This is a genomic window from Apibacter muscae (assembly GCF_007845595.1).
Classification (GTDB): domain Bacteria; phylum Bacteroidota; class Bacteroidia; order Flavobacteriales; family Weeksellaceae; genus Apibacter; species Apibacter muscae.
Genome location: NZ_SELI01000016.1, coordinates 27,238 through 45,389 on the forward strand (window position 1 = coordinate 27,238; position 18,152 = coordinate 45,389).

The 18,152-nt window shown below is 30.3% G+C and carries 18 protein-coding genes; 10 read left to right on the top strand and 8 right to left on the bottom strand.

All coding sequences use genetic code 11. The features are described from left to right. Positions 1 to 32: 32 nt before the first annotated feature. The 7 genes from ETU10_RS03075 to ETU10_RS03105 all read left to right on the top strand — a co-directional run bounded on the left by ETU10_RS03075 (position 33) and on the right by ETU10_RS03105 (position 8,636). A complete protein-coding gene (locus ETU10_RS03075) occupies positions 33 to 332 on the top strand; it encodes a helix-turn-helix domain-containing protein (RefSeq protein ID WP_146309810.1) in 300 nt (99 codons plus the stop codon). 2 nt (positions 333 to 334) lie between these two features. Continuing rightward, positions 335 to 643: a helix-turn-helix domain-containing protein gene (locus ETU10_RS03080; protein ID WP_146309812.1), complete on the top strand. Its 309-nt coding sequence runs from the start codon at positions 335 to 337 to the stop codon at positions 641 to 643. Continuing rightward, positions 636 to 1,220: a BT4734/BF3469 family protein gene (locus tag ETU10_RS03085; protein WP_146309814.1), complete on the top strand. Its 585-nt coding sequence runs from the start codon at positions 636 to 638 to the stop codon at positions 1,218 to 1,220. Before ETU10_RS03080 ends, ETU10_RS03085 begins: the two co-directional genes overlap by 8 nt. Positions 1,221 to 1,379: 159 nt before the next feature. After that, positions 1,380 to 2,879: a DUF3987 domain-containing protein gene (locus ETU10_RS03090; RefSeq protein ID WP_185145047.1), complete on the top strand. Its 1,500-nt coding sequence runs from the start codon at positions 1,380 to 1,382 to the stop codon at positions 2,877 to 2,879. A 76-nt stretch (positions 2,880 to 2,955) separates the two neighbouring features. After that, positions 2,956 to 4,755 carry a site-specific DNA-methyltransferase gene (locus ETU10_RS03095; protein WP_146309818.1) on the top strand — a complete coding sequence of 600 codons (1,800 nt, stop codon included), beginning with the start codon at positions 2,956 to 2,958 and terminating at the stop codon, positions 4,753 to 4,755. A 6-nt stretch (positions 4,756 to 4,761) separates the two neighbouring features. After that, positions 4,762 to 5,787 carry a virulence RhuM family protein gene (locus ETU10_RS03100; protein WP_146309820.1) on the top strand — a complete coding sequence of 342 codons (1,026 nt, stop codon included), beginning with the start codon at positions 4,762 to 4,764 and terminating at the stop codon, positions 5,785 to 5,787. After that, positions 5,787 to 8,636, top strand: a complete 2,850-nt coding sequence (locus ETU10_RS03105; protein WP_146309822.1) for a DEAD/DEAH box helicase family protein — start codon at positions 5,787 to 5,789, stop codon at positions 8,634 to 8,636. The genes ETU10_RS03100 and ETU10_RS03105 overlap by 1 nt, the downstream gene beginning before the upstream one ends. A gap of 28 nt (positions 8,637 to 8,664) precedes the next feature. On the opposite strand, the gene ETU10_RS03110 is transcribed toward ETU10_RS03105, so the two are convergent. From ETU10_RS03110 to ETU10_RS03120, 3 genes are read right to left on the bottom strand one after another with little or no spacing between them, the layout of a single operon-like run. Next, positions 8,665 to 9,198: a hypothetical protein gene (locus ETU10_RS03110; protein ID WP_146309824.1), complete on the bottom strand. Its 534-nt coding sequence runs from the start codon at positions 9,196 to 9,198 to the stop codon at positions 8,665 to 8,667. Beyond that, positions 9,179 to 9,928 (bottom strand): ImmA/IrrE family metallo-endopeptidase, encoded by a 750-nt coding sequence (locus ETU10_RS03115; protein ID WP_146309826.1) that lies wholly within the window; start codon positions 9,926 to 9,928, stop codon positions 9,179 to 9,181. The genes ETU10_RS03110 and ETU10_RS03115 overlap by 20 nt, the downstream gene beginning before the upstream one ends. Then, entirely contained in the window at positions 9,921 to 10,262 is a 342-nt protein-coding gene (locus ETU10_RS03120; protein WP_146309828.1) for a helix-turn-helix domain-containing protein, read from the bottom strand. Before ETU10_RS03120 ends, ETU10_RS03115 begins: the two co-directional genes overlap by 8 nt. Positions 10,263 to 11,592: 1,330 nt before the next feature. On the opposite strand from ETU10_RS03120, the gene ETU10_RS03125 reads away from it, so the two are divergent. Continuing rightward, entirely contained in the window at positions 11,593 to 12,018 is a 426-nt protein-coding gene (locus tag ETU10_RS03125; RefSeq protein WP_146309830.1) for a DUF6943 family protein, read from the top strand. Positions 12,019 to 12,167: 149 nt separating this feature from the next. Here the strand turns inward: ETU10_RS03125 and ETU10_RS03130 are convergent, their stop codons facing one another. Further along, entirely contained in the window at positions 12,168 to 12,971 is an 804-nt protein-coding gene (locus ETU10_RS03130) for a hypothetical protein (RefSeq protein WP_146309831.1), read from the bottom strand. Positions 12,972 to 13,054: 83 nt separating this feature from the next. Here ETU10_RS03130 and ETU10_RS03135 point away from each other — a divergent pair, with 83 nt between their 5' ends. After that, positions 13,055 to 13,549, top strand: coding sequence for a thermonuclease family protein (locus ETU10_RS03135; protein WP_146309833.1), 495 nt, complete (start codon positions 13,055 to 13,057; stop codon positions 13,547 to 13,549). A 133-nt stretch (positions 13,550 to 13,682) separates the two neighbouring features. After that, complete coding sequence (locus ETU10_RS03140; RefSeq protein ID WP_146309835.1) at positions 13,683 to 14,135, top strand: DUF2750 domain-containing protein; 453 nt, start codon at positions 13,683 to 13,685, stop codon at positions 14,133 to 14,135. Between the two features lie 88 nt (positions 14,136 to 14,223). Here ETU10_RS03140 and ETU10_RS03145 read toward each other — a convergent pair whose 3' ends face one another. From ETU10_RS03145 to ETU10_RS03160, 4 genes are all read right to left on the bottom strand, one after another. After that, positions 14,224 to 15,030, bottom strand: a complete 807-nt coding sequence (locus tag ETU10_RS03145) for a GIY-YIG nuclease family protein (protein WP_146309837.1) — start codon at positions 15,028 to 15,030, stop codon at positions 14,224 to 14,226. 123 nt (positions 15,031 to 15,153) lie between these two features. Then, entirely contained in the window at positions 15,154 to 16,431 is a 1,278-nt protein-coding gene (locus ETU10_RS03150; RefSeq protein ID WP_146309839.1) for a sensor histidine kinase, read from the bottom strand. Next, entirely contained in the window at positions 16,428 to 17,111 is a 684-nt protein-coding gene (locus ETU10_RS03155) for a response regulator transcription factor (RefSeq protein WP_146309841.1), read from the bottom strand. The genes ETU10_RS03150 and ETU10_RS03155 overlap by 4 nt, the downstream gene beginning before the upstream one ends. 277 nt (positions 17,112 to 17,388) lie before the next feature. Continuing rightward, entirely contained in the window at positions 17,389 to 17,889 is a 501-nt protein-coding gene (locus ETU10_RS03160) for a PepSY-like domain-containing protein (protein ID WP_146309843.1), read from the bottom strand. Between the last annotated feature and the right edge of the window lie 263 nt (positions 17,890 to 18,152).

Consider the following 18,152-nt stretch of genomic DNA (forward strand, 5'->3'; position numbering starts at 1 on the left):
CTTTGCTTCATAATCACTAAATAATTTGATTTATGGAAGTACAAGTAATCTTAGAAAAGCTTGCTCAATTAGAAGGTAAAATTGAGGAGCAAAATTTATTGCAAAAAGAAGTATTAACGTTTAACGATGTGTGTAAGTATTTAGATATAAGTGCTTCACACCTTTACAAACTAACTTCTCAAAAGCAAATCCCACATTTTTGTCCACAAGGGAAAAAACTCTATTTCAATCGCACAGAAATAGACCAATGGTTAATGCGTAACAGGCAAGAAACTACGGAAGACATCGAAACAGCTGCAGCTAATTATTTAATCAAAAACAAACGTAAATAATTATGAGCTTTTATAGATTTTCCGAAGAAGAGGTTCAAGAGATTATGGATCGTTTAGATCAATTATCTATCGAGGTTAAGAAGAAACAACGTACCGAACCCGACCAAGTCTTTTACGATAATCAGGAGTTTCTCCAAATTATGAATATTAGCAAACGTACTGCCGCTTATTGGCGTACCGAAAACATTATTACCTATTCACAAGTAGGCAATAAAATCTACTACACTTTAGCCGACATCTTAGAGCTATTGCAACGTAGTAAAATTCCAGCTAACAATTCCATTAACCTTAAATCTATTAACAATGACTAGAGTATCAATTTTCCAAAACTTCAATAATCCTGTACAAATCATTACTTTACAGGATTTAATCTCAAATATCAAAACAGGTACTTATCAAGATGATGTAAATACTATTCGTATGGCTATTGGAATGGGGAAACCCGAAAGAACCGATGAATTAAAAAAGAATCTTTTAGCTTTTACTCCATCAGCAACATATTCTGGTGGTAGAAAGAAAGAGTTTATTCAAGAGTACAATCAAATCATTCACTTAGATTTTGATAAAATTGACGAAGTAGATTTACTTCAAATCACTACACAAACGGCATCTATTCTTTATACGCTAGCTTATTTCAAAAGCCCAAGTGGTAATGGCTTAAAAGTATTCATTCAAGTAGATAGCTTAGTACAACACCACGACTTAGCATACAAACAAGTACAAGAATATTACGAAAAGCAATTAGGTGTTAATGCCGATCCTAAATGTAAAGATGTAACTAGATTGTGTTTTGTATCGTTTGATGAAAATGCGTATTACAATCCATTAGCTACAATATTTGCTGTCAATACAAAAGTTGAAGAAAAAGTAGTAAACCATCCTGAATAAATTACGAGTAGTAATACAGATGATGTATTTCAATATTGCGTAGATTTTACCAATAAGATTACCCAGTTCGAAAAAGGTAATCGCAACAACTATGTATATCAGTTAGCGTGTAATTTAAACCGTAAAGGTGTAAATCAGTTAGATGCAGAACAATTCATTTTGCAAAACTTTCATCACGAAAATCAAAAAGAATTCATCAAGTCTATTGAAAGTGCATACAGAAATCAAGCACACGAGTTTGGTACATTTGCAAAGACTGCAAACTTTGTAAACTTGCAAAAAGACAGTCCACCTGATAAAGAACCAGTATATGATGAGGTAGATTATCTAAAAACCACACCTGCAATTCCTGCACATATCGTCAATTATTTACCCGAATTATTGATTGAGGGTTGCGAAGCGTTTAATGATAACGAACGCAAACGTGATGTATTTCTTACAGCTGGTTTAACAATTCTAAGTGGTTGTTTACCCAATGTTACAGGTATTTACCACCAAGAAAGAGTGTACCCGCATCTGTTCTCATTCATTATTGCTCCTGCAGCAAGTGGAAAAGGTGTGCTTAAAAATGCCAAACGTTTGGGCGATAAAATACACGAGCGTTTTGTAAAACTTTCAGAGGAAGCAAAGAAACAATTCGAGAAGGAAAACATCGACTACAAAGCCTTAATTTCAAAACGAAAAAACAACGAAGAACCATTACCCGAAAAACCTGTTGAACCAAAATTCAATTTATTGTTTCTACCTGCCGATACCAGCCAAGCAATGATGATGAAAATGCTTCAAGACAACGATGGCAAAGGTATCATTTGCGAAACAGAAGCCGATGCAATGAGTGGTGCAAACAAACAAGATTGGGGGAATTACTCGCATATTATGAGAGCCGCATTTCATCACGAAAAAATTTCAGCCGCTCGTAAAACCAATAATGAATTATTAGAAATTCCTAATCCACAATTAGCCGTTTCATTATCAGGTACACCAGCACAAGTACCCAAATTAATTCAATCAGCAGAAGATGGTTTATTTAGTCGATTTATGTTCTATGCGTTCAAAAATGAAATTATATGGCAAGACCCATCACCTAAAAAAGGTGGAATTATTTTCAACGATCATTTCGAAAAGTTATCTAACGATGTATTACAGGTATATGATTTTCTAGAACAGCACCCGACCGAAGTACAATTAACGCCCAATCAATGGGAACAATTAAATATAGTTTTCAGTAAATTATTAACCAATACCGTATTATTCAATAGCGATGATACGTCAAGTATTGTATTTCGTTTAGGATTAGTATTGTACCGTTTCTGTATGATTTTTACAGCTTTACGCAAAGTGGAAAATGGCGATTGTTCAGAAGTGGTAGTATGTACAGATGAAGATTTTTTAGCAGCATTAGAATTGATAAATGTATATCTAAATCATAGTATCTTAATGTTCAATAATCTAGCAAGTCAGTCAGAACCTATTACCTACAAAATGGGCAATAACAAAAAAGCTTTTTACGAGGCTTTACCACAATCATTCCAACGTAAAGAAGCAATAGAATTGTGTGCAAAGTACAATCTATCAGAACGTTCGGTAGATAATTTCCTTAGTAATTCTGTACCCGAATTATTATCTAAACCTAAAACAGGATGGTATGAAAAAGTGTAGGTTAATCATCCTTTAATTAATATATTTGAGCAATCAAAGATTTGTCGTATAATCTAAAATAAATGGATAAAATAGAATGCAAGAATTCAATTTCAACCAACATATAACTCAATTACTTAAAGCAGATAATCGCTTAGTAGATGAAGAAAACGATATACAAATTAATGTATTAAGAGACCTAGTAAATAACCTTGATAGTCAATTAGTAGAGCTTTTAATCGCGGATGACAAGGTTAGAGAAAAGTTTTTTATCCAAGTAAAAGATGTTTATGTGTTCAAACAAAACGACTTTATATTTTACTTAGACAGCAAAGTATTAGATGGTTCTTACACCCAATATGCCAATCGTATAGGGTTGGCTTCTGGGGGTAAGTTTCTAACGGATAGTACCGATTATGTATTAGACTTTCCGTATAAAGGCTGCGTATTAGAAGGTGGACAAAGTACAGAAGAAGGAAATGATGTTTATTTCGAATACAATGAAGAAGCTATCGACTATGTAGAAAAAACAGCAAAACGTAAAGAGATTTTCTATAATAACATTATTGCAAAAGACGAAATAGACCGTTTGTTAGAGCCTAAAGCTTTTCAGAAAGTAGTACGCTATGATGGGAATGGCGAAACTATTCCTTCTTCCTTTACAAGAGATGCAGAATTGAATAGACAACGTGGTTTACCCGAAGATACCATTACCGATAATCTAATCATTAAAGGCAACAACTTATTGGCTTTACATTCCTTAGAAAAAGAATTTAAAGGCAAAGTAAAACTAATCTATATCGATCCGCCTTATAATACTGAAAAAGACAGTTTTACATATAATGATAGATTTACACATTCTACTTGGCTAACATTTATGCGAAATCGTCTTTTAAAAGCATTTGATCTTCTTTCTGATGACGGTGGTATATTTGTTCAAGCAGATTGGAATGAAATACATTACCTTAAGGTTTTAATGGATGATGTATGTGGTAGAGATAATTTTAGAAATGAAATAATTTGGTTTTATGAAAATAAATTCAAATTCCAATTTACTAAAAACTTTAATAACGACACAGAAGGTATACTGTATTATTCAAAAAAATCAGGTTTTCAAAAATTCAAACACGTAAAAGTGGATGTAAAGAATAAAAGAAAACAAAATCAAGTCACTTGGGATAAGGAACTTAAAAAAATGGTTACTGTAAAGGACGAAAATGGTAATGTTGTTTACTATGAATCTAATGATAAAATTGTTGGGACATTATGGAATATCCCTCGAATAAATTCACAATCCAAAGAAAGATTAGATTTAGTAGGTCAAAAACCAGAACAATTAATTAGACGCATTTTAGAAGCTTGTACAGAGGAGAATGATATTGTTTTAGATTATCATCTAGGTACAGGAACTACTGCCGCTACATCACATAAAATGAATAGACAATACATAGGTGTTGAGCAGTTAGATTATATTGAATCATTTACAATAGCAAGATTAAATAAAGTTATTAATAATGAAGATCAATCTGGTATTTCAAAGGATGTTAATTGGCAAGGTGGTGGTTCATTTGTTTATGCAGAATTAGCGAAGAATAACGAAACAGCCAAAGAACGAATAGAGGCTTGTACTAATTTAGATGAATTGCTACAGCTATTTGAGGAATTAAACACACGCTATTTCTTAGATTATAATGTGCGTATCAAAGATTTTAAAGAAAATGTAGTCAAAGAAGAGGCTTTCATCAATCTTAGTTTAGCACGTCAAAAAGAGTTATTCAAACGTATGCTGGATAACAATCAATTGTATGTCAATCTTTCAGAAGTGGAAGATGCACGCTACAACCTTTCAGAAGATGCCATTCGTTTAACTAAAGATTTTTATCAAATCAAAAACTAAAACCCTATGAGCGATAATATACCCATATTACCTTCAGATGAATTATCTGAATTTATATTGTATACCGACCCATCGGGCAAGGTAAAGGTAGAAATTTTTGTAATGAATGATACGGTGTGGTTAACGCAACAACGTATAGCAGAACTATTTGATACATCAAAGCAAAATATTAGCTACCATCTTTCTAATATTTTTAAAGATAATGAGTTAGATGAAAATTCAGTTGTAAAGGAATTTTTGACAACTGCTGCCGATGGTAAAAATTATAAAACTAAATTTTACAATCTTGATGCCATTATTTCGGTAGGGTATCGTGTCAATTCTACCAAAGCCACTCAATTCCGTATATGGGCTACCAATACCTTGAAGGAGTTTATCATCAAAGGTTTTGTGTTGGATGATGATAGATTAAAAGATGGTAAAAAACTTTTTAGTAAAGACTATTTCAAAGAGTTATTGGAGCGTATACGCTCGATACGTGCCAACGAGCGTCGCATATACCAACAAATAACCGATATATTCCAAGAATGCAGTATCGACTATGATAAGAATTCAGAGATTACAAAGAATTTTTATGCTATGGTACAAAACAAATTTCATTACGCTATTACGGGGCATACAGCAGCAGAAATTATTTATCTCAATGCTGACAGTACAAAACCCAATATGGGTTTAAAAACGTGGAAAAATAGTCCTGATGGTCGCATTATTAAGTCAGATACCAATGTAGCGAAAAACTATCTCAACGAAGATGAAATAAAACAATTAGAACGTACGGTTTCTTCTTACTTCGATTATATAGAAGGATTGGTAGAGCGTCGTACTACGTTCACGATGGAAGCATTGGCAGAAAGTGTCAATAAGTTTTTAGAGTTTAACGAGTACAGAATATTAGACGGTAAAGGCACACGTAGTCAAAAACAAGCCGAAAACAAAGCCTTTGCAGAGTACGACGTATTTAATAAAACACAAAAGATTGAATCTGATTTTGACAAAATGGTAAAATCCATTCAAACTAAAAAGAAAAATTAATGACTTTATTTCAAGATAAATATCTTTTTGAAACACTAAGAGATAAAGCCTACGATTTAGGGATAACAAAACAGCTTATTCCTAATTATATTATAGATAATTTACGCTTCCCATTATTCAAATGGCAGGAAGATGCTATGCAAAATTTTCTATTAGCAGAAGCTATCAAGAATGTAGAAAATCCTGGTACAGCATCGCATTATATGTTCAATATGGCTACAGGTACAGGTAAAACGCTTGTACTAGCTTCTACCATATTATACTATTACAAACAAGGCTATCGTAATTTTATATTCTTTGTAGACCAAAACAATATTGTAGGTAAAACAGAAGATAACTTAACAGACGCTAATCATCACAAATACTTATATACAAACCCTATCGTAATTGATGACAAAACGGTTGAGGTGCGTAAAGTAGATAATTTTTCGCCTTATATTGATGGCACTACGTTAGATAATCCTGCTATAGATCATATCGAAATTATTTTTACATCTATACACAAATTGCATAACGCAATGTATGTAGTAAAAGAAAACGATATGTTTTTGGATGATCTACAAAAACGTGATTTAATTCTTTTAGCAGATGAAGCACATAGCTTTAATGCGGATACCAAAAAGAAAAAGCAATTAGATTTGGTAGAATTTAAGGAATTAAAAGATGGTGCAAAGGCAGAAGATGTAGAACGTAGTTGGGAAAATACAGTAACTGGGAAATTATTACAGAAAGAAGGTATCAAAACTTATGTCAATAATAATGTATTGTTAGAATTTACTGCAACTATCCCAAAAGATACCAACGTAGCAGATAAGTACAAAGATAAAATCATTATTAAATTTGATTTACCCGAATTCCTAAAAGCTGGTTATACCAAAGAAATCAATTTAGTATCATCTAATTTCGATAAAAAACAACGTATTCTACAAGCTTTGTTATTTAATTGGTATCGTAACCATTTAGCATTAGAATATGGTATTAAAAACTTTAAACCTGTTATACTTTTCAGAAGTAAATATTCTGATGAAAAGCTAGAAGGTAATGTACAGGAAGATTACACGTATTTCAGAGAGGTTATAGATAGCTTAACAACCGCAGATTTTAAATTCTTAGAATCTATTAATGTTGAACAAGCACAAAAAATCTATGAAATAGGTCAAAGTAGAATCGTTGATATCGTACGTATAGTGAATGACAAATTTAATGGAGATTATCAACCCATTATTTCGTATATTAAATCTACTTTCAAGGAGAATAATTGTATTGTTACCCATTCAAAAGAGAAGAATGCTACAGGTCGTAAGGGAGAAGAAAAAACAACGTATAATCAAGATAGATTATTAAATAGCTTAGAAGATAAAAACAATCCTATAACAGCAATTTTTACTTGTAAACGTTTAACACAAGGTTGGGATGTATTGAATCTATATGACATTGTACGTATGTACGAAGGTCGTGATGCAGGTAAAGATTCCAAAACAGGAAAATGTAAAGCAGGTACAAGTACAGTTTCAGAAGTTCAGTTGATAGGTCGTGGTGTACGTTACAATCCTTTTAAATTTGGCGATGACGAACCTAATAAACGTAAATTTGATAAGCAATTAGATCATCCGTTACGTGTGTTAGAAGAATTTTATTTTCATTCTGATAAAGACGAAAGATACATTGATGAGCTAAAGTTAGAGTTGAAAAATCAAAAGTTGTTTTCAGATGATAAGAAAGTGATTAAACATTTTGATATTAAAGAACATATTAAAAATGACAAAGACTCATTCTATCATCAACTAAAAATATTTGCTAACGATAAATTAGAAAATCCTAATCGTCGTAAAACAACATTAGAAGATATTGTTCAAGCTTTCAAGTTTGAATATACTATTCCATCTTATGACTATAAAGCCGAAAAGGTAATTTTAGAAGATGGGAAAAAAGATGAAGTTCGACATAGTCAAGGCAATGAAGATAAAAAGCAGATAAAGAAAAAATTAGCAGATATTTTAGTAAGCAATCAGAAGCATATATTTTTAAAAGCTTATAATGAAGTAGCTAAAAAAGAGAATTCATTATTTAGATTTGATAAACTACAACAAGAGTTACAAATTTCCTCAATAGATGATTTGTGGTCAGATGCTTTTCTAGGTAAATTATACATAACGTTATACTTGCCTAAACAATACGAAAGTTTGAGTGATGTAGAACCAAAACATTTAGTGAAAGCTTTTGTACGATTCTTCGAGCAATTTATAGCAGAATGGAAAAAAGAAATTCACCCACATATTGGTAGTGATTTTAAAGCAAAACCTTTTAAATATTACTTTGAAACTCCTAAACCAGTAGCTGTTGTAGAAGATCCAAAAAATACAGATTATGAAAATAAGCTTGTAACTAAGGATTGGTATGCATTAAATCATTTTCACGGTACATCCGAAGAACAATCTCTTGTAGATTTCATTATCAATACGATAGAGAATTTCAAAGAAAAATACGAAAATGTCTATCTGTTAAGAAATGAACAAGTATATAAAATATACGACTTCAAGGATGGAAAAGGTTTTGAACCAGATTTTCTATTGTTTTTAAAAGAGAAACAAGCAGATAGGTATTATCAAGTATTTATCGAACCTAAAGGTTCACAATTTAAAGATGCTACAGGTAAATTTGATAATAGTAAAGAATCTTGGAAAGAACAATTCCTAACTGAAATTACTAATAAATACGGTAAAGAAGATGTTTTAAAGGTAGAAAACCAAGACTATCGTTTAGTTGGATTACCGCTATACAATGCAACTGTGGCAATAGTTGATAAATTCAAACATTATATTTATGAAAATTTAGAGGTTGAATTATAATTTTAAAAAGGAGCAAATTTGCTCCTTTTTAAATATCTATTTCTCTACAAGTATAATTCTTAATATCATTTACTGGCAATCTTGAATTTTTTGACAATACATTAGCTATAAAATCATTGCATCTTTGTTCAGTATAAATGCCCTTACTTAAAGCATAGCATAAGAAATCCATAGTTGTTAAATATGTGATTTCAAAATCCTCACAGTATTGCTTTATGTCACTTAGATTACAGCTAGCTATTATATTATTGGTAAATCTCACAAATGACAAGCAAGCACTTTCTCCATCTCCTTTATTTAATTGCTTTTTAATACGGAAATATTCTCTTTTAACTTCTGAATTACTTTCGGGGAAAGGTATTACTTGTATAACTCCTTGTGATATAAGAATATCAATTTGTTGCTTCCAAGAAATATTATTTTTCAATTCATCATAGACTTTATCAAGTATCTTTAATTCATAATCAAAAATACTATTAATAGAATAAATTTCGCCTCCTTTAATAAAGTGTGAAATAACATCTGCATCAACTAATATTATTTTATTCTTTTTCTTCGCCATTCATAATAATTTGAAGTTCATTGTCTGTAAGACCTAAATCTTTTAACAGACTAAAATAATATGATTCAGATATTTTTTCTTTATTGTATAATTGATAAGCAAGTTCTCCATAATTACCAATTACAAGATTGTGGTTTCCTTCAGAATATAGTTCTGTGTTATAACCGTGTTGTATAGCATTAAATTTTATATAGGATCTAAAATTTTCAGAATAGGGTTTACTGATTAATTTTATTTCTTGTAATCTATATAACAGTGCCGCTCTTGAACAAGAATAATAATGTTCTAATTTCAAAATAGTTTTAATAGTTATTTTGTCTTTTGCTAATTCATTTTCTGGTATCAAGGATTTAATTCCACTTTCTGGTAACAATAAAACAGCAGCAAAATAGTCAGCATTAAATTCTTCTTTATCAGACTTATCAAATACTCCTGTTTTACAAACCATATAATTAAACTCTTGTTGTATAAACAAATGATATAGTTCGTGACATATTGTGAAATGCTGTTTTCCCAAAGAATGATTGCTATTTACAAGAATAAATCTATCTACTGATGTATCATTAGTAATTTTTAATGCCATACCTGAAAAATCATTACTAAGAGGCTTATATACAGTGATTAGATTTAAATTATTTAATAAACTTTTAAGTCGTATAGGATCATTAGCACCAATTCCATTACTAATTCGAAATTCGTTTGCTTTATTTTCAATTATAAAATTATTCATTTGCTAATGTCTTTTTCATTTTCAAATAATTCATTGCAAGTTTTTTAAAAGAAGCGATTATTTCCATATCAGATGACTGCAATTCATTAGCTCTGAAAGCAAATGCAACATTTAATTTTATATTATCCTCATCTTCTTCATAAAAATCATACTCATCAACTCCAAATAAATCTGCTAATTTGGTCATATGAATTGTAGGTACAGACGTAGTACCCTTCTCATATCTTGAAACTTGCATTTTATTTGACAAACCTAAATATTCAGCTAAATCCTCTTGAGATAATCCAATTTTATCTCTAAGTAATTTTATGTTTTTTCCGATTATTGCGTCCATATTTTTAAGTTTTTTATGTTACAAATTTAGTAAAAATATTTTACATAGCTGTTTTGTAACATACTTTTTATGAAATAAAACGGCTTTTAACTTACGGATAAATTGAAGTTTTGTCCATTCTAATCTATGGTACTGCCGCCATTTTATACTGTCATATTTTTTGCAATGTTCATTCGTCGGCTTTATTGCACATTGCTTAGTTTCGTACCTTACTAAGCAAAGAGCAAGCCTCCTCATTTCACAAGCAAAAAAACGCTACACTCCAACCACCACCACCGTTTCGCTTATGCCAGTACTAAAATTGGCGTAAGCTAAGTTACATAACGTGGCATTATAGTCCTAAAGGCTACGGGGACAAGCCCACTATAATGAACGTTATGTAAAATAGCCAGTACCATAGGCGTTTGTGCTAAATGGAACGTTTATGCCTTTAAGAAAAGCCGTTTTATTTCCACAACTCCCCGCCACCCTTATCAATGGTCAGAAAAAAATTAAACTATGATTTTTTGTGGTGTCGGCTTTTGTAGGATGCTATTCCATTTCATTACATAGCACCCACATCGCCTAAATGGTGCTGCAAGAGTAGTTCAGCCTTTCCATTCTTATTGCTTTATTTTTAGTGGTCGCAGGCAGATGCTCACACACAGTCTACAAATTACTATTGCTTGCTTTGCAAACTTCGCAATCTTTGTAAACTTGCAGTTCGCATTTTGCCTGCTCCTTTTTGAAATAGGTAAGCAATAATTCATTCTCAGGCATTCACTACACTTGCCACCGCACCATTTCCACTTTTGATTTTGGTATAGTTTATTTTTTTCTGGAGTTAATTGCCCCAAGAGTTGTGAGAGGTAGTACCAAGAACTCAAAGTTTACCAAAAGACGAAATGTTAGGAAATATCTTAATCAAATACTACCCAATTTCCCAACTCATTCGAATTAACAAGACGATATGTTAGAGAATAAGTGCTGAAAATATTATCCAATAAATCAACTATTAAATGGAAAAAGAAAACAGCTTCTACACATTTTTTCATCAGTCATTCTTTAGAAGTTGAGGTTATCACATCACATTTCAAAAAATAAAAAAGGAAAGCAAGTTAGGCTGGTTCGGTACTGCTAACGCACAAAGCCGTAAAGGTCACGCCCTACGGGTTTTGAATAAAAAATCTCCACCTATACAGGTTGTATTTTTTATCCAAAAACCTTGACTGCTTTGCCTCACCAGCCTTTTAAACGGCTTTCTTTTTCTTTTTTTTCCCGTTTTTTTTCTGTTTTCTTTTGAAAAAATGATGCGAAGCGTGAGCGAGCAATAAATTTTAAAGCTCGTATTATGCAAAAATTTGAATTAAAAACTTTCAGCCCAAAGAATCAAAAATCTAAATTTGAATTTTACATTCTGAATAAAGGTAAAAACAGCGGCAAACCGTTAGATGAACCTTGTGCAAATTGCTATGTATTACGTACAAATTCCGAAGAAGAAAAGCAATTTTTCAAAACCCTGTGCGATGGATTATTCAAATCAAAATCCTTTTACAACTATTTGAAAGGATCAGTGATTTTATTTGTAACTATTAACGATTGTAAATCCATCATCAAAAACGGATTAATACAAGCAAATGCCAATTTACCCCAGTTTAAAAAATCGGTAAAAGCTATTAAAGAATTAGAGCAAAAAGAAAGACAATATTTAGAAACATTACAGCTCATTTCCGAAACTAAAAGAATAATTCTATACCGATATATTAAAAGACGTTAAAACGCCTTTATTTCGTATTTAAACGATAGGTAATGAATACATATTTAATAGATGATTAATCATTATAGGAAAATTAATGCAAAAAGTAAAAGCCTACTCAAACGAGCAGGCTTTTCAATTTTCCGAAACCTCTAATCTCTAATGATGAATTAGAATATTTTTACAACCTTCATTGTGTTACCTTGAGCAAATAAATAATAATTTCCATTTACTTCTTGGTAAAACTCAACCGCTAAAATATTAATTACTGAAACATCCGCAGAAAGGGTTGGAGAACCTGGCAATGTCGTGGCAACAGAAATTGCAGAAGTCATTGCATTTACAGGTAAATAACCCGAATCAGCTGTAGCAGTCAATCCATTATTTACGTTATCTTTTGGTTCGTAAGTTTTAGTAATTGGATTATATGCAAAGTCAGATAAAACCGTAACAGCATTGATAATTCTAAAATGCGTAGCACCAGCAGGAATAAACATATTATCCAATGGATTGAATGGTGCAATTGCTAATGTTGACTCATCACGATCTACATTTGAAGTAATTGTGTAAGGAGCATTAAAAACACCATTTAAAGAAGAGAACTTATTGAATTCAAAACCTTCTAAATATTGAGGAGCAGCAGTAATTAAAATTGCTCTTTGACCTCTGGCTTCTGAACCATCTTCTAAATTAATTTTCTTCATAACCGCAGTAATACGACCTGTCACTTGACTATCAGCATTATTACGAATTAGATTTGCAATACTTGTTCTAAATGAACGACCAGTAGTAGCACTACCACCAAACTCATTCATATTTTCACGAGTACGAACGAAAGCAGGATCGCTTGCAATTTGTTGTGCAGTAGGTCCGCCTTTTAACCCAGCATAGAAACCTTTGTTTCCTTTAATCTTAAAATGTCTAACGTCTCCTAACGTTCCAACATACTTAATGTGTCCACTCTGTCTAGCCATAATATTAATTATTAAATAGTTACAAATTATTATCGTAAATTTACATATAAATAGTTGATAATCAGAATTTTAACAAGTTCAATATGAAGCAATTAAATGTAATCGGTCAGACTATTTCAAAAACGCATCTTAAAATTGAAAAATACAATGATGGGGATGGAATTTTTGTAAAAGATTTAATTACAAACGAAGTAATTGAAATTAGATTTTATGGTATTGATGCTCCAGAATTAACACCTTGTAAAAAACTAAAGCAAGACGAATTGGAAACATCTGTATCAGGAAGATTATTAATTGAATTAGGTTATAAATCATTAGAATTTTTAAAAACATTAGTTCAGACAAATGATCCAGTAACCTTAATTCAAGAACGTGATAATACGAAAGATAAATATGGTAGAACTTTAGGATATTTAATTTTAAAAGATGGAAGGATAATAAACGAAGAAATGATTAAATTTGGCTTTGCTAAAGCCTATAATAAAATACATTGTAATCAGTTACCATTGTATCAAGAATTGAATTTGAAAGCAAAATCAGAAGGGTTAGGGCTATATTCTTATGTTAAAAATTTCTAACTGAAAATCAGTTATTTTCCTTTGTTTTCTGTACAATTTCTATAGATTTGTTGCTGAAGATACTTAACTATCTGAATATCAATATTAATTACTTTTGTATCGGGAAGTAATTCCTAAATATATAATATAAATTATGCTTCAGAACCCTAGTATTATCCAAAATAAATATAAAAATTTTTTATCGAGAGTAATTCTAAAAGAAGTATTGTATGCATTAGAAAACCATAAAGGCTATGCAACCTCTTATTCAAATAAAGTTGAAGATGAAAATGGAGATCCCGTAGAAATGATTTGTTTTTGGTCAGATGAATCATTGGCTAAATCATGCATTGAAAAGGAATGGAGGGATTATCAGGTGTCACCCTTACTACTTAGTGAATTCTTAGAAAATTGGTGTGTTGGGATGTATAATGACGGTTTAATGGCAGGTATAGACTTCGACAAAAACTTATTTGACGATGAGATTGAGCCCTTAAATTTAATTCTTGATATTTTAAGTCTACTTATTGATCTAAATAAAAATATATCCTTTAAAAAATATAGAGATATAAGCGAATTATATAATCAGGCAAAGGAACTATTATAGGTTATATACAACTAAGAGGTACTAAAATATCCTAGAAATTATAAATCAATACATCTACCATCCAAATATCGAAGTAGATATTATAAATTTAATTCAACCATTCTTTTTTTATATGTCTAAATAAAATTTTCCTTACATCTTTATTATCTTGTTTTGTTTCAATGTAAGAGATCATTTCTTCTTTAGATGTAATTGGTATAGGGCAAAAACCAAACCCCTTATAAGCCCCTTTTTCTATAAGAACAATTCCTTTTTCAGATTCTGTTCTGCCTTGCAATTCAAATAAAAAATCCTTTTTTGGTAGTCTCGTAGTTCCTACAAATTTATTGACTCTAGCATTATAAGATTTAGGATCTTCTTTTTGTATGCAAGCCCCTTGACATTCTTTAATGCTGTATTGAAAACAGGAAGATTGAGTTTTATACAACCCGTTGATTTTCTGACATAGCTGATAAAATTCTGTAATCTTAAACAGATAATTTTTAGCTTCACGCAAGGAAGTAAAGGTTAAGATTTCCGGTAAAGCAGGATCTATTTTTTTTATTAAAAGCGAGTGATATCCCTGTTCATTAGTCTCTTTGTATAAAGCATAGTAGAAATTGATCTTTCTTTGCGCTCGATTAAAAATTGGTAAATGTTTTTTAATTAACTCAGATTCTCTTAACAATGCTATTAATTCGTTACCCGTATTTTCGTATTGTACAAAGTGAGACAAATTTTGCAGTTTTATTTCTTTTTTATCCGTAGATTTAAAATGTTGATTTAGTCTTTTTTTTATATTAATACTTTTGCCTATATAGATAATTTCATTTTTATCATTAAACAAATAATAAACTCCACATAAATTTTTCGGAATGCTATCTACTAAATTTTTTAACCTGTCATTCAGTGTCATAGCGCAAAATTAGTTATATCCTTTTAATGAATAAAATAATTTTTTAGCAGATTTTTTAGATTAAAAATTGGGTGAAATTTTATTAACTGCTGATGATGTATAAAAATTCTAAATCTTTAAAATTTAAGATTTGTAAAAATTTATGAAAATTTGAAAGATGGAAGAATCTATATGTTTATATTCTATTGAAATATTATTTTTATCACAAATGGATTTTACTATATTTAAACCCAACCCGGTAGAATTTTCTTTTTTACCATGAATCAGACGATTAAATAAATTTTCTGAAGTAGCAATTGGTAGACAAGTATTTTCAATTAGTAAAAAACCGTTTTCTTCTAATGTTATTTTTATTTTACCCCCAGTAGATAAATTATGAAAAATGGCATTGTTTAATAGATTAGAAATTAATTGATCAGCAAGAATAGGATCAATCTCAAAAGTAAAAGATTCTAATTGAACTTCAGTTATTATATCTTTACTTGTCATAAGTTCTTCCATTTCTGATAAATAATTGATAATAAGATATTTAAAATCAATTGATTCTTTGTTATGGAATTGATCATTGTTGATTTTTGTAAGTAAAGATAATGAACGGTTTAGTTTAGAAAGACGGGTAGTTGCTCTTAAAATAATTTGTATATTTTTGGTCTGCCATTCATCTTGGATGAGATTGCTTTGTAAAATAAGTTCGAGCCTTAATTTTATGATAGACAATGGAGTCTGCATTTCATGGGAAGCATCCTCAATAAAAATTCTTGAGTTTTCATAATCCGCATTAATTTTCCGTAACATTTTTCGAATTACTTTATTAAAATCGTTGAGTTCATGTACATTATAATCTACTAAAGATAATTCGGAATGAGCTTTCACATTATAGTTACGCAAAAGTCTTAAATTCTTATAAAATGGTATTCCTATGTCTTTTTTTAAGTAGTAAAGCACTAAATAGATAAAAAGAAGAAGCAAAAGCATAATAAGAAATAAAGACAGTATAATAAGGATAAGCAAATCCTTAGATTCGATGTAAGGCTGGTTTACTTTTATAAGATGCCAATGGTTTTTATAGTAAATGGTAAAACAAAGTTGACGGAAGGAACGATAGTCTTGAGTGACCTCATTATATAATAAAATATCTTTAACACTTTCTGGGTGATGAGAGGGATCTTTAATAATTTGTTCCTCAATTCTTGAAGGTTTTAGCATGGTAGAAGAGTATACTTGCAAAGTATCATGCAACTTCACATAATTTTCAATTCCCTTTTTATATTCGTAAAGAATCTTGTCGTTATATTTATAAGTAAAATACCTGAAAATAATAAAGTGAGATATACATCCCAACAACATAACTAGGCATATACCTTTAATTAAATTTTTACGAATAATTTGATCTAAATTCATGCTTCTGAAAACTTGTATCCAATACCATAAACCGTTTGCACATAGTCTTTACATCCTTTATCTATAAGTTTCTTTCTAAGGTTTTTAATATGAGTGTAAACAAAGTCCAGAGAATCAGCCATGGTGCTAACCTCATCTCCCCACAAATGCTCTACTATCATTTCTTTACTTAAAATTCTATTTTTATTCATAATAAAATATAGCAATAAATCGTATTCTTTTTTTGTAAGTATAAGTTCATTCCCATTTACAATGGCTTTTCGTCCCTCCAAAATAATCGTTATTTCATGAAATACATATTCATTCAAGCCCATAAGCCCTCTTCTTCTTATAATTGATTTAATGCGAGCGCTTAATTCCGAAAGATGAAAAGGTTTTGTTAAATAATCATCCGCTCCAATGTCTAATCCTTTAAGTTTATCATCCAAAGAATCACGAGCAGAAATAATAATTATTCCTGAATTGGATTCTTTTTCTTTAAGTTTTTTTATTAAGTCTAAGCCACTACCATTCCCAGGGAGAGTAAGGTCTACAATAATACATTCGTAATCATAAAGAAATATCTTCTCCTCTGCTGTAGGAAAATCAGAAGCAGTTTCAATAGAAAATCCCTCGGCACTAAGGGTTAATTCAATGGATTCTTGTAAATCCAATTCATCTTCAATTACTAGTAATTTCATAGGAGAGACAAAATTTCGTTACAAACAACAAACTTTTAAGGCTTTTTTCTAAGATAAACTATTTTTATATACAAATAGTATTATTATAAATAAATTTTCCTATAAAAAATAATAAGAGACAATAGAATCAAAGAAATATTTATATTTACTTATTCAGAATAAATTTTAATTCATAAATGTGCTTTTAATAAAATAGTTAACTGAGATCAGATGATAAGTATAAATAAAAAAAGCTTTCATAAATTGAAAGCTTTTTTTATGAGTATAATAATTAAAATTAACTATCAATATCCTCTTTAATTAAGATTCCTGAACCATTAAATTCCAATTCACCTTCCAAATGGTCTTTTTCAAGTTCCAATTCAATTTTAGAAGATTTTATTTTAACCTCTAGCAATTTCCAATCAGCATATTTAGACTTTACATAAGTATGTATATTGCCAGGCAATTTTGCTAGAATACCTACAGGGATGGCTTGATTGTTAGATTCAACTTTAATTATTGAGCCGTTTAATTTAAATTTAGCTCTATAGCCATCTTGGGTTTCAACTTCGTATTTATAATCATCAATAGTTGCCCTTGTAACTTTAGACATCCCTCCCAAATATTGGTTAATAGTCTCTTGAATATTAGCAGGTAGCTCAGAAGCAGGAATGATTTTATAGTATGGATTTTTTTGAAATTTTCCTTGTAAAGAAAAAACAGCTGGATTACTAATTCCTGCAAATATGAAAGAAGTAGAAGCGACTGCTGCTAGAACTATGATAATCTTTTTCATAACATATTTATTTTAAAATTTATATAGATCAAATGTAGTAAATAACTCTGTAGAGATTCTGTAGTTTATAAATTTTATAAAATCAATGGCAGATATTGTAAAAATTTCATTGATTAACCTTAATCTGAAAGGCATAAATTCGTGTAAATTGAGAAATAAAAATCCTTTTTTTGATATTTTAAACATAATATTTAAATATTATCTTAAAAGTAATCAGTATAAAATGTTACTTTTGTAACAAAAACTAATTTAAAACTAACCTT

Excerpts from the sequence above, each read along its gene's own strand:
- ETU10_RS03110 (WP_146309824.1), bottom strand. The coding sequence starts at position 9,198 with ATGGCGAAGAAAAAGAATAAAATAATATTAGTTGATGCAGATGTTATT.
- ETU10_RS03160 (WP_146309843.1), bottom strand. The coding sequence starts at position 17,889 with ATGAAAAAGATTATCATAGTTCTAGCAGCAGTCGCTTCTACTTCTTTC.
- ETU10_RS03085 (WP_146309814.1), top strand. The coding sequence starts at position 636 with ATGACTAGAGTATCAATTTTCCAAAACTTCAATAATCCTGTACAAATC.
- ETU10_RS03140 (WP_146309835.1), top strand. The coding sequence starts at position 13,683 with ATGCTTCAGAACCCTAGTATTATCCAAAATAAATATAAAAATTTTTTA.
- ETU10_RS03135 (WP_146309833.1), top strand. The coding sequence starts at position 13,055 with ATGAAGCAATTAAATGTAATCGGTCAGACTATTTCAAAAACGCATCTT.
- ETU10_RS03150 (WP_146309839.1), bottom strand. The coding sequence starts at position 16,431 with ATGAATTTAGATCAAATTATTCGTAAAAATTTAATTAAAGGTATATGC.
- ETU10_RS03080 (WP_146309812.1), top strand. The coding sequence starts at position 335 with ATGAGCTTTTATAGATTTTCCGAAGAAGAGGTTCAAGAGATTATGGAT.
- ETU10_RS03095 (WP_146309818.1), top strand. The coding sequence starts at position 2,956 with ATGCAAGAATTCAATTTCAACCAACATATAACTCAATTACTTAAAGCA.
- ETU10_RS03145 (WP_146309837.1), bottom strand. The coding sequence starts at position 15,030 with ATGACACTGAATGACAGGTTAAAAAATTTAGTAGATAGCATTCCGAAA.
- ETU10_RS03115 (WP_146309826.1), bottom strand. The coding sequence starts at position 9,928 with ATGAATAATTTTATAATTGAAAATAAAGCAAACGAATTTCGAATTAGT.
- ETU10_RS03105 (WP_146309822.1), top strand. The coding sequence starts at position 5,787 with ATGACTTTATTTCAAGATAAATATCTTTTTGAAACACTAAGAGATAAA.
- ETU10_RS03125 (WP_146309830.1), top strand. The coding sequence starts at position 11,593 with ATGCAAAAATTTGAATTAAAAACTTTCAGCCCAAAGAATCAAAAATCT.
- ETU10_RS03075 (WP_146309810.1), top strand. The coding sequence starts at position 33 with ATGGAAGTACAAGTAATCTTAGAAAAGCTTGCTCAATTAGAAGGTAAA.
- ETU10_RS03100 (WP_146309820.1), top strand. The coding sequence starts at position 4,762 with ATGAGCGATAATATACCCATATTACCTTCAGATGAATTATCTGAATTT.
- ETU10_RS03155 (WP_146309841.1), bottom strand. The coding sequence starts at position 17,111 with ATGAAATTACTAGTAATTGAAGATGAATTGGATTTACAAGAATCCATT.
- ETU10_RS03120 (WP_146309828.1), bottom strand. The coding sequence starts at position 10,262 with ATGGACGCAATAATCGGAAAAAACATAAAATTACTTAGAGATAAAATT.
- ETU10_RS03130 (WP_146309831.1), bottom strand. The coding sequence starts at position 12,971 with ATGGCTAGACAGAGTGGACACATTAAGTATGTTGGAACGTTAGGAGAC.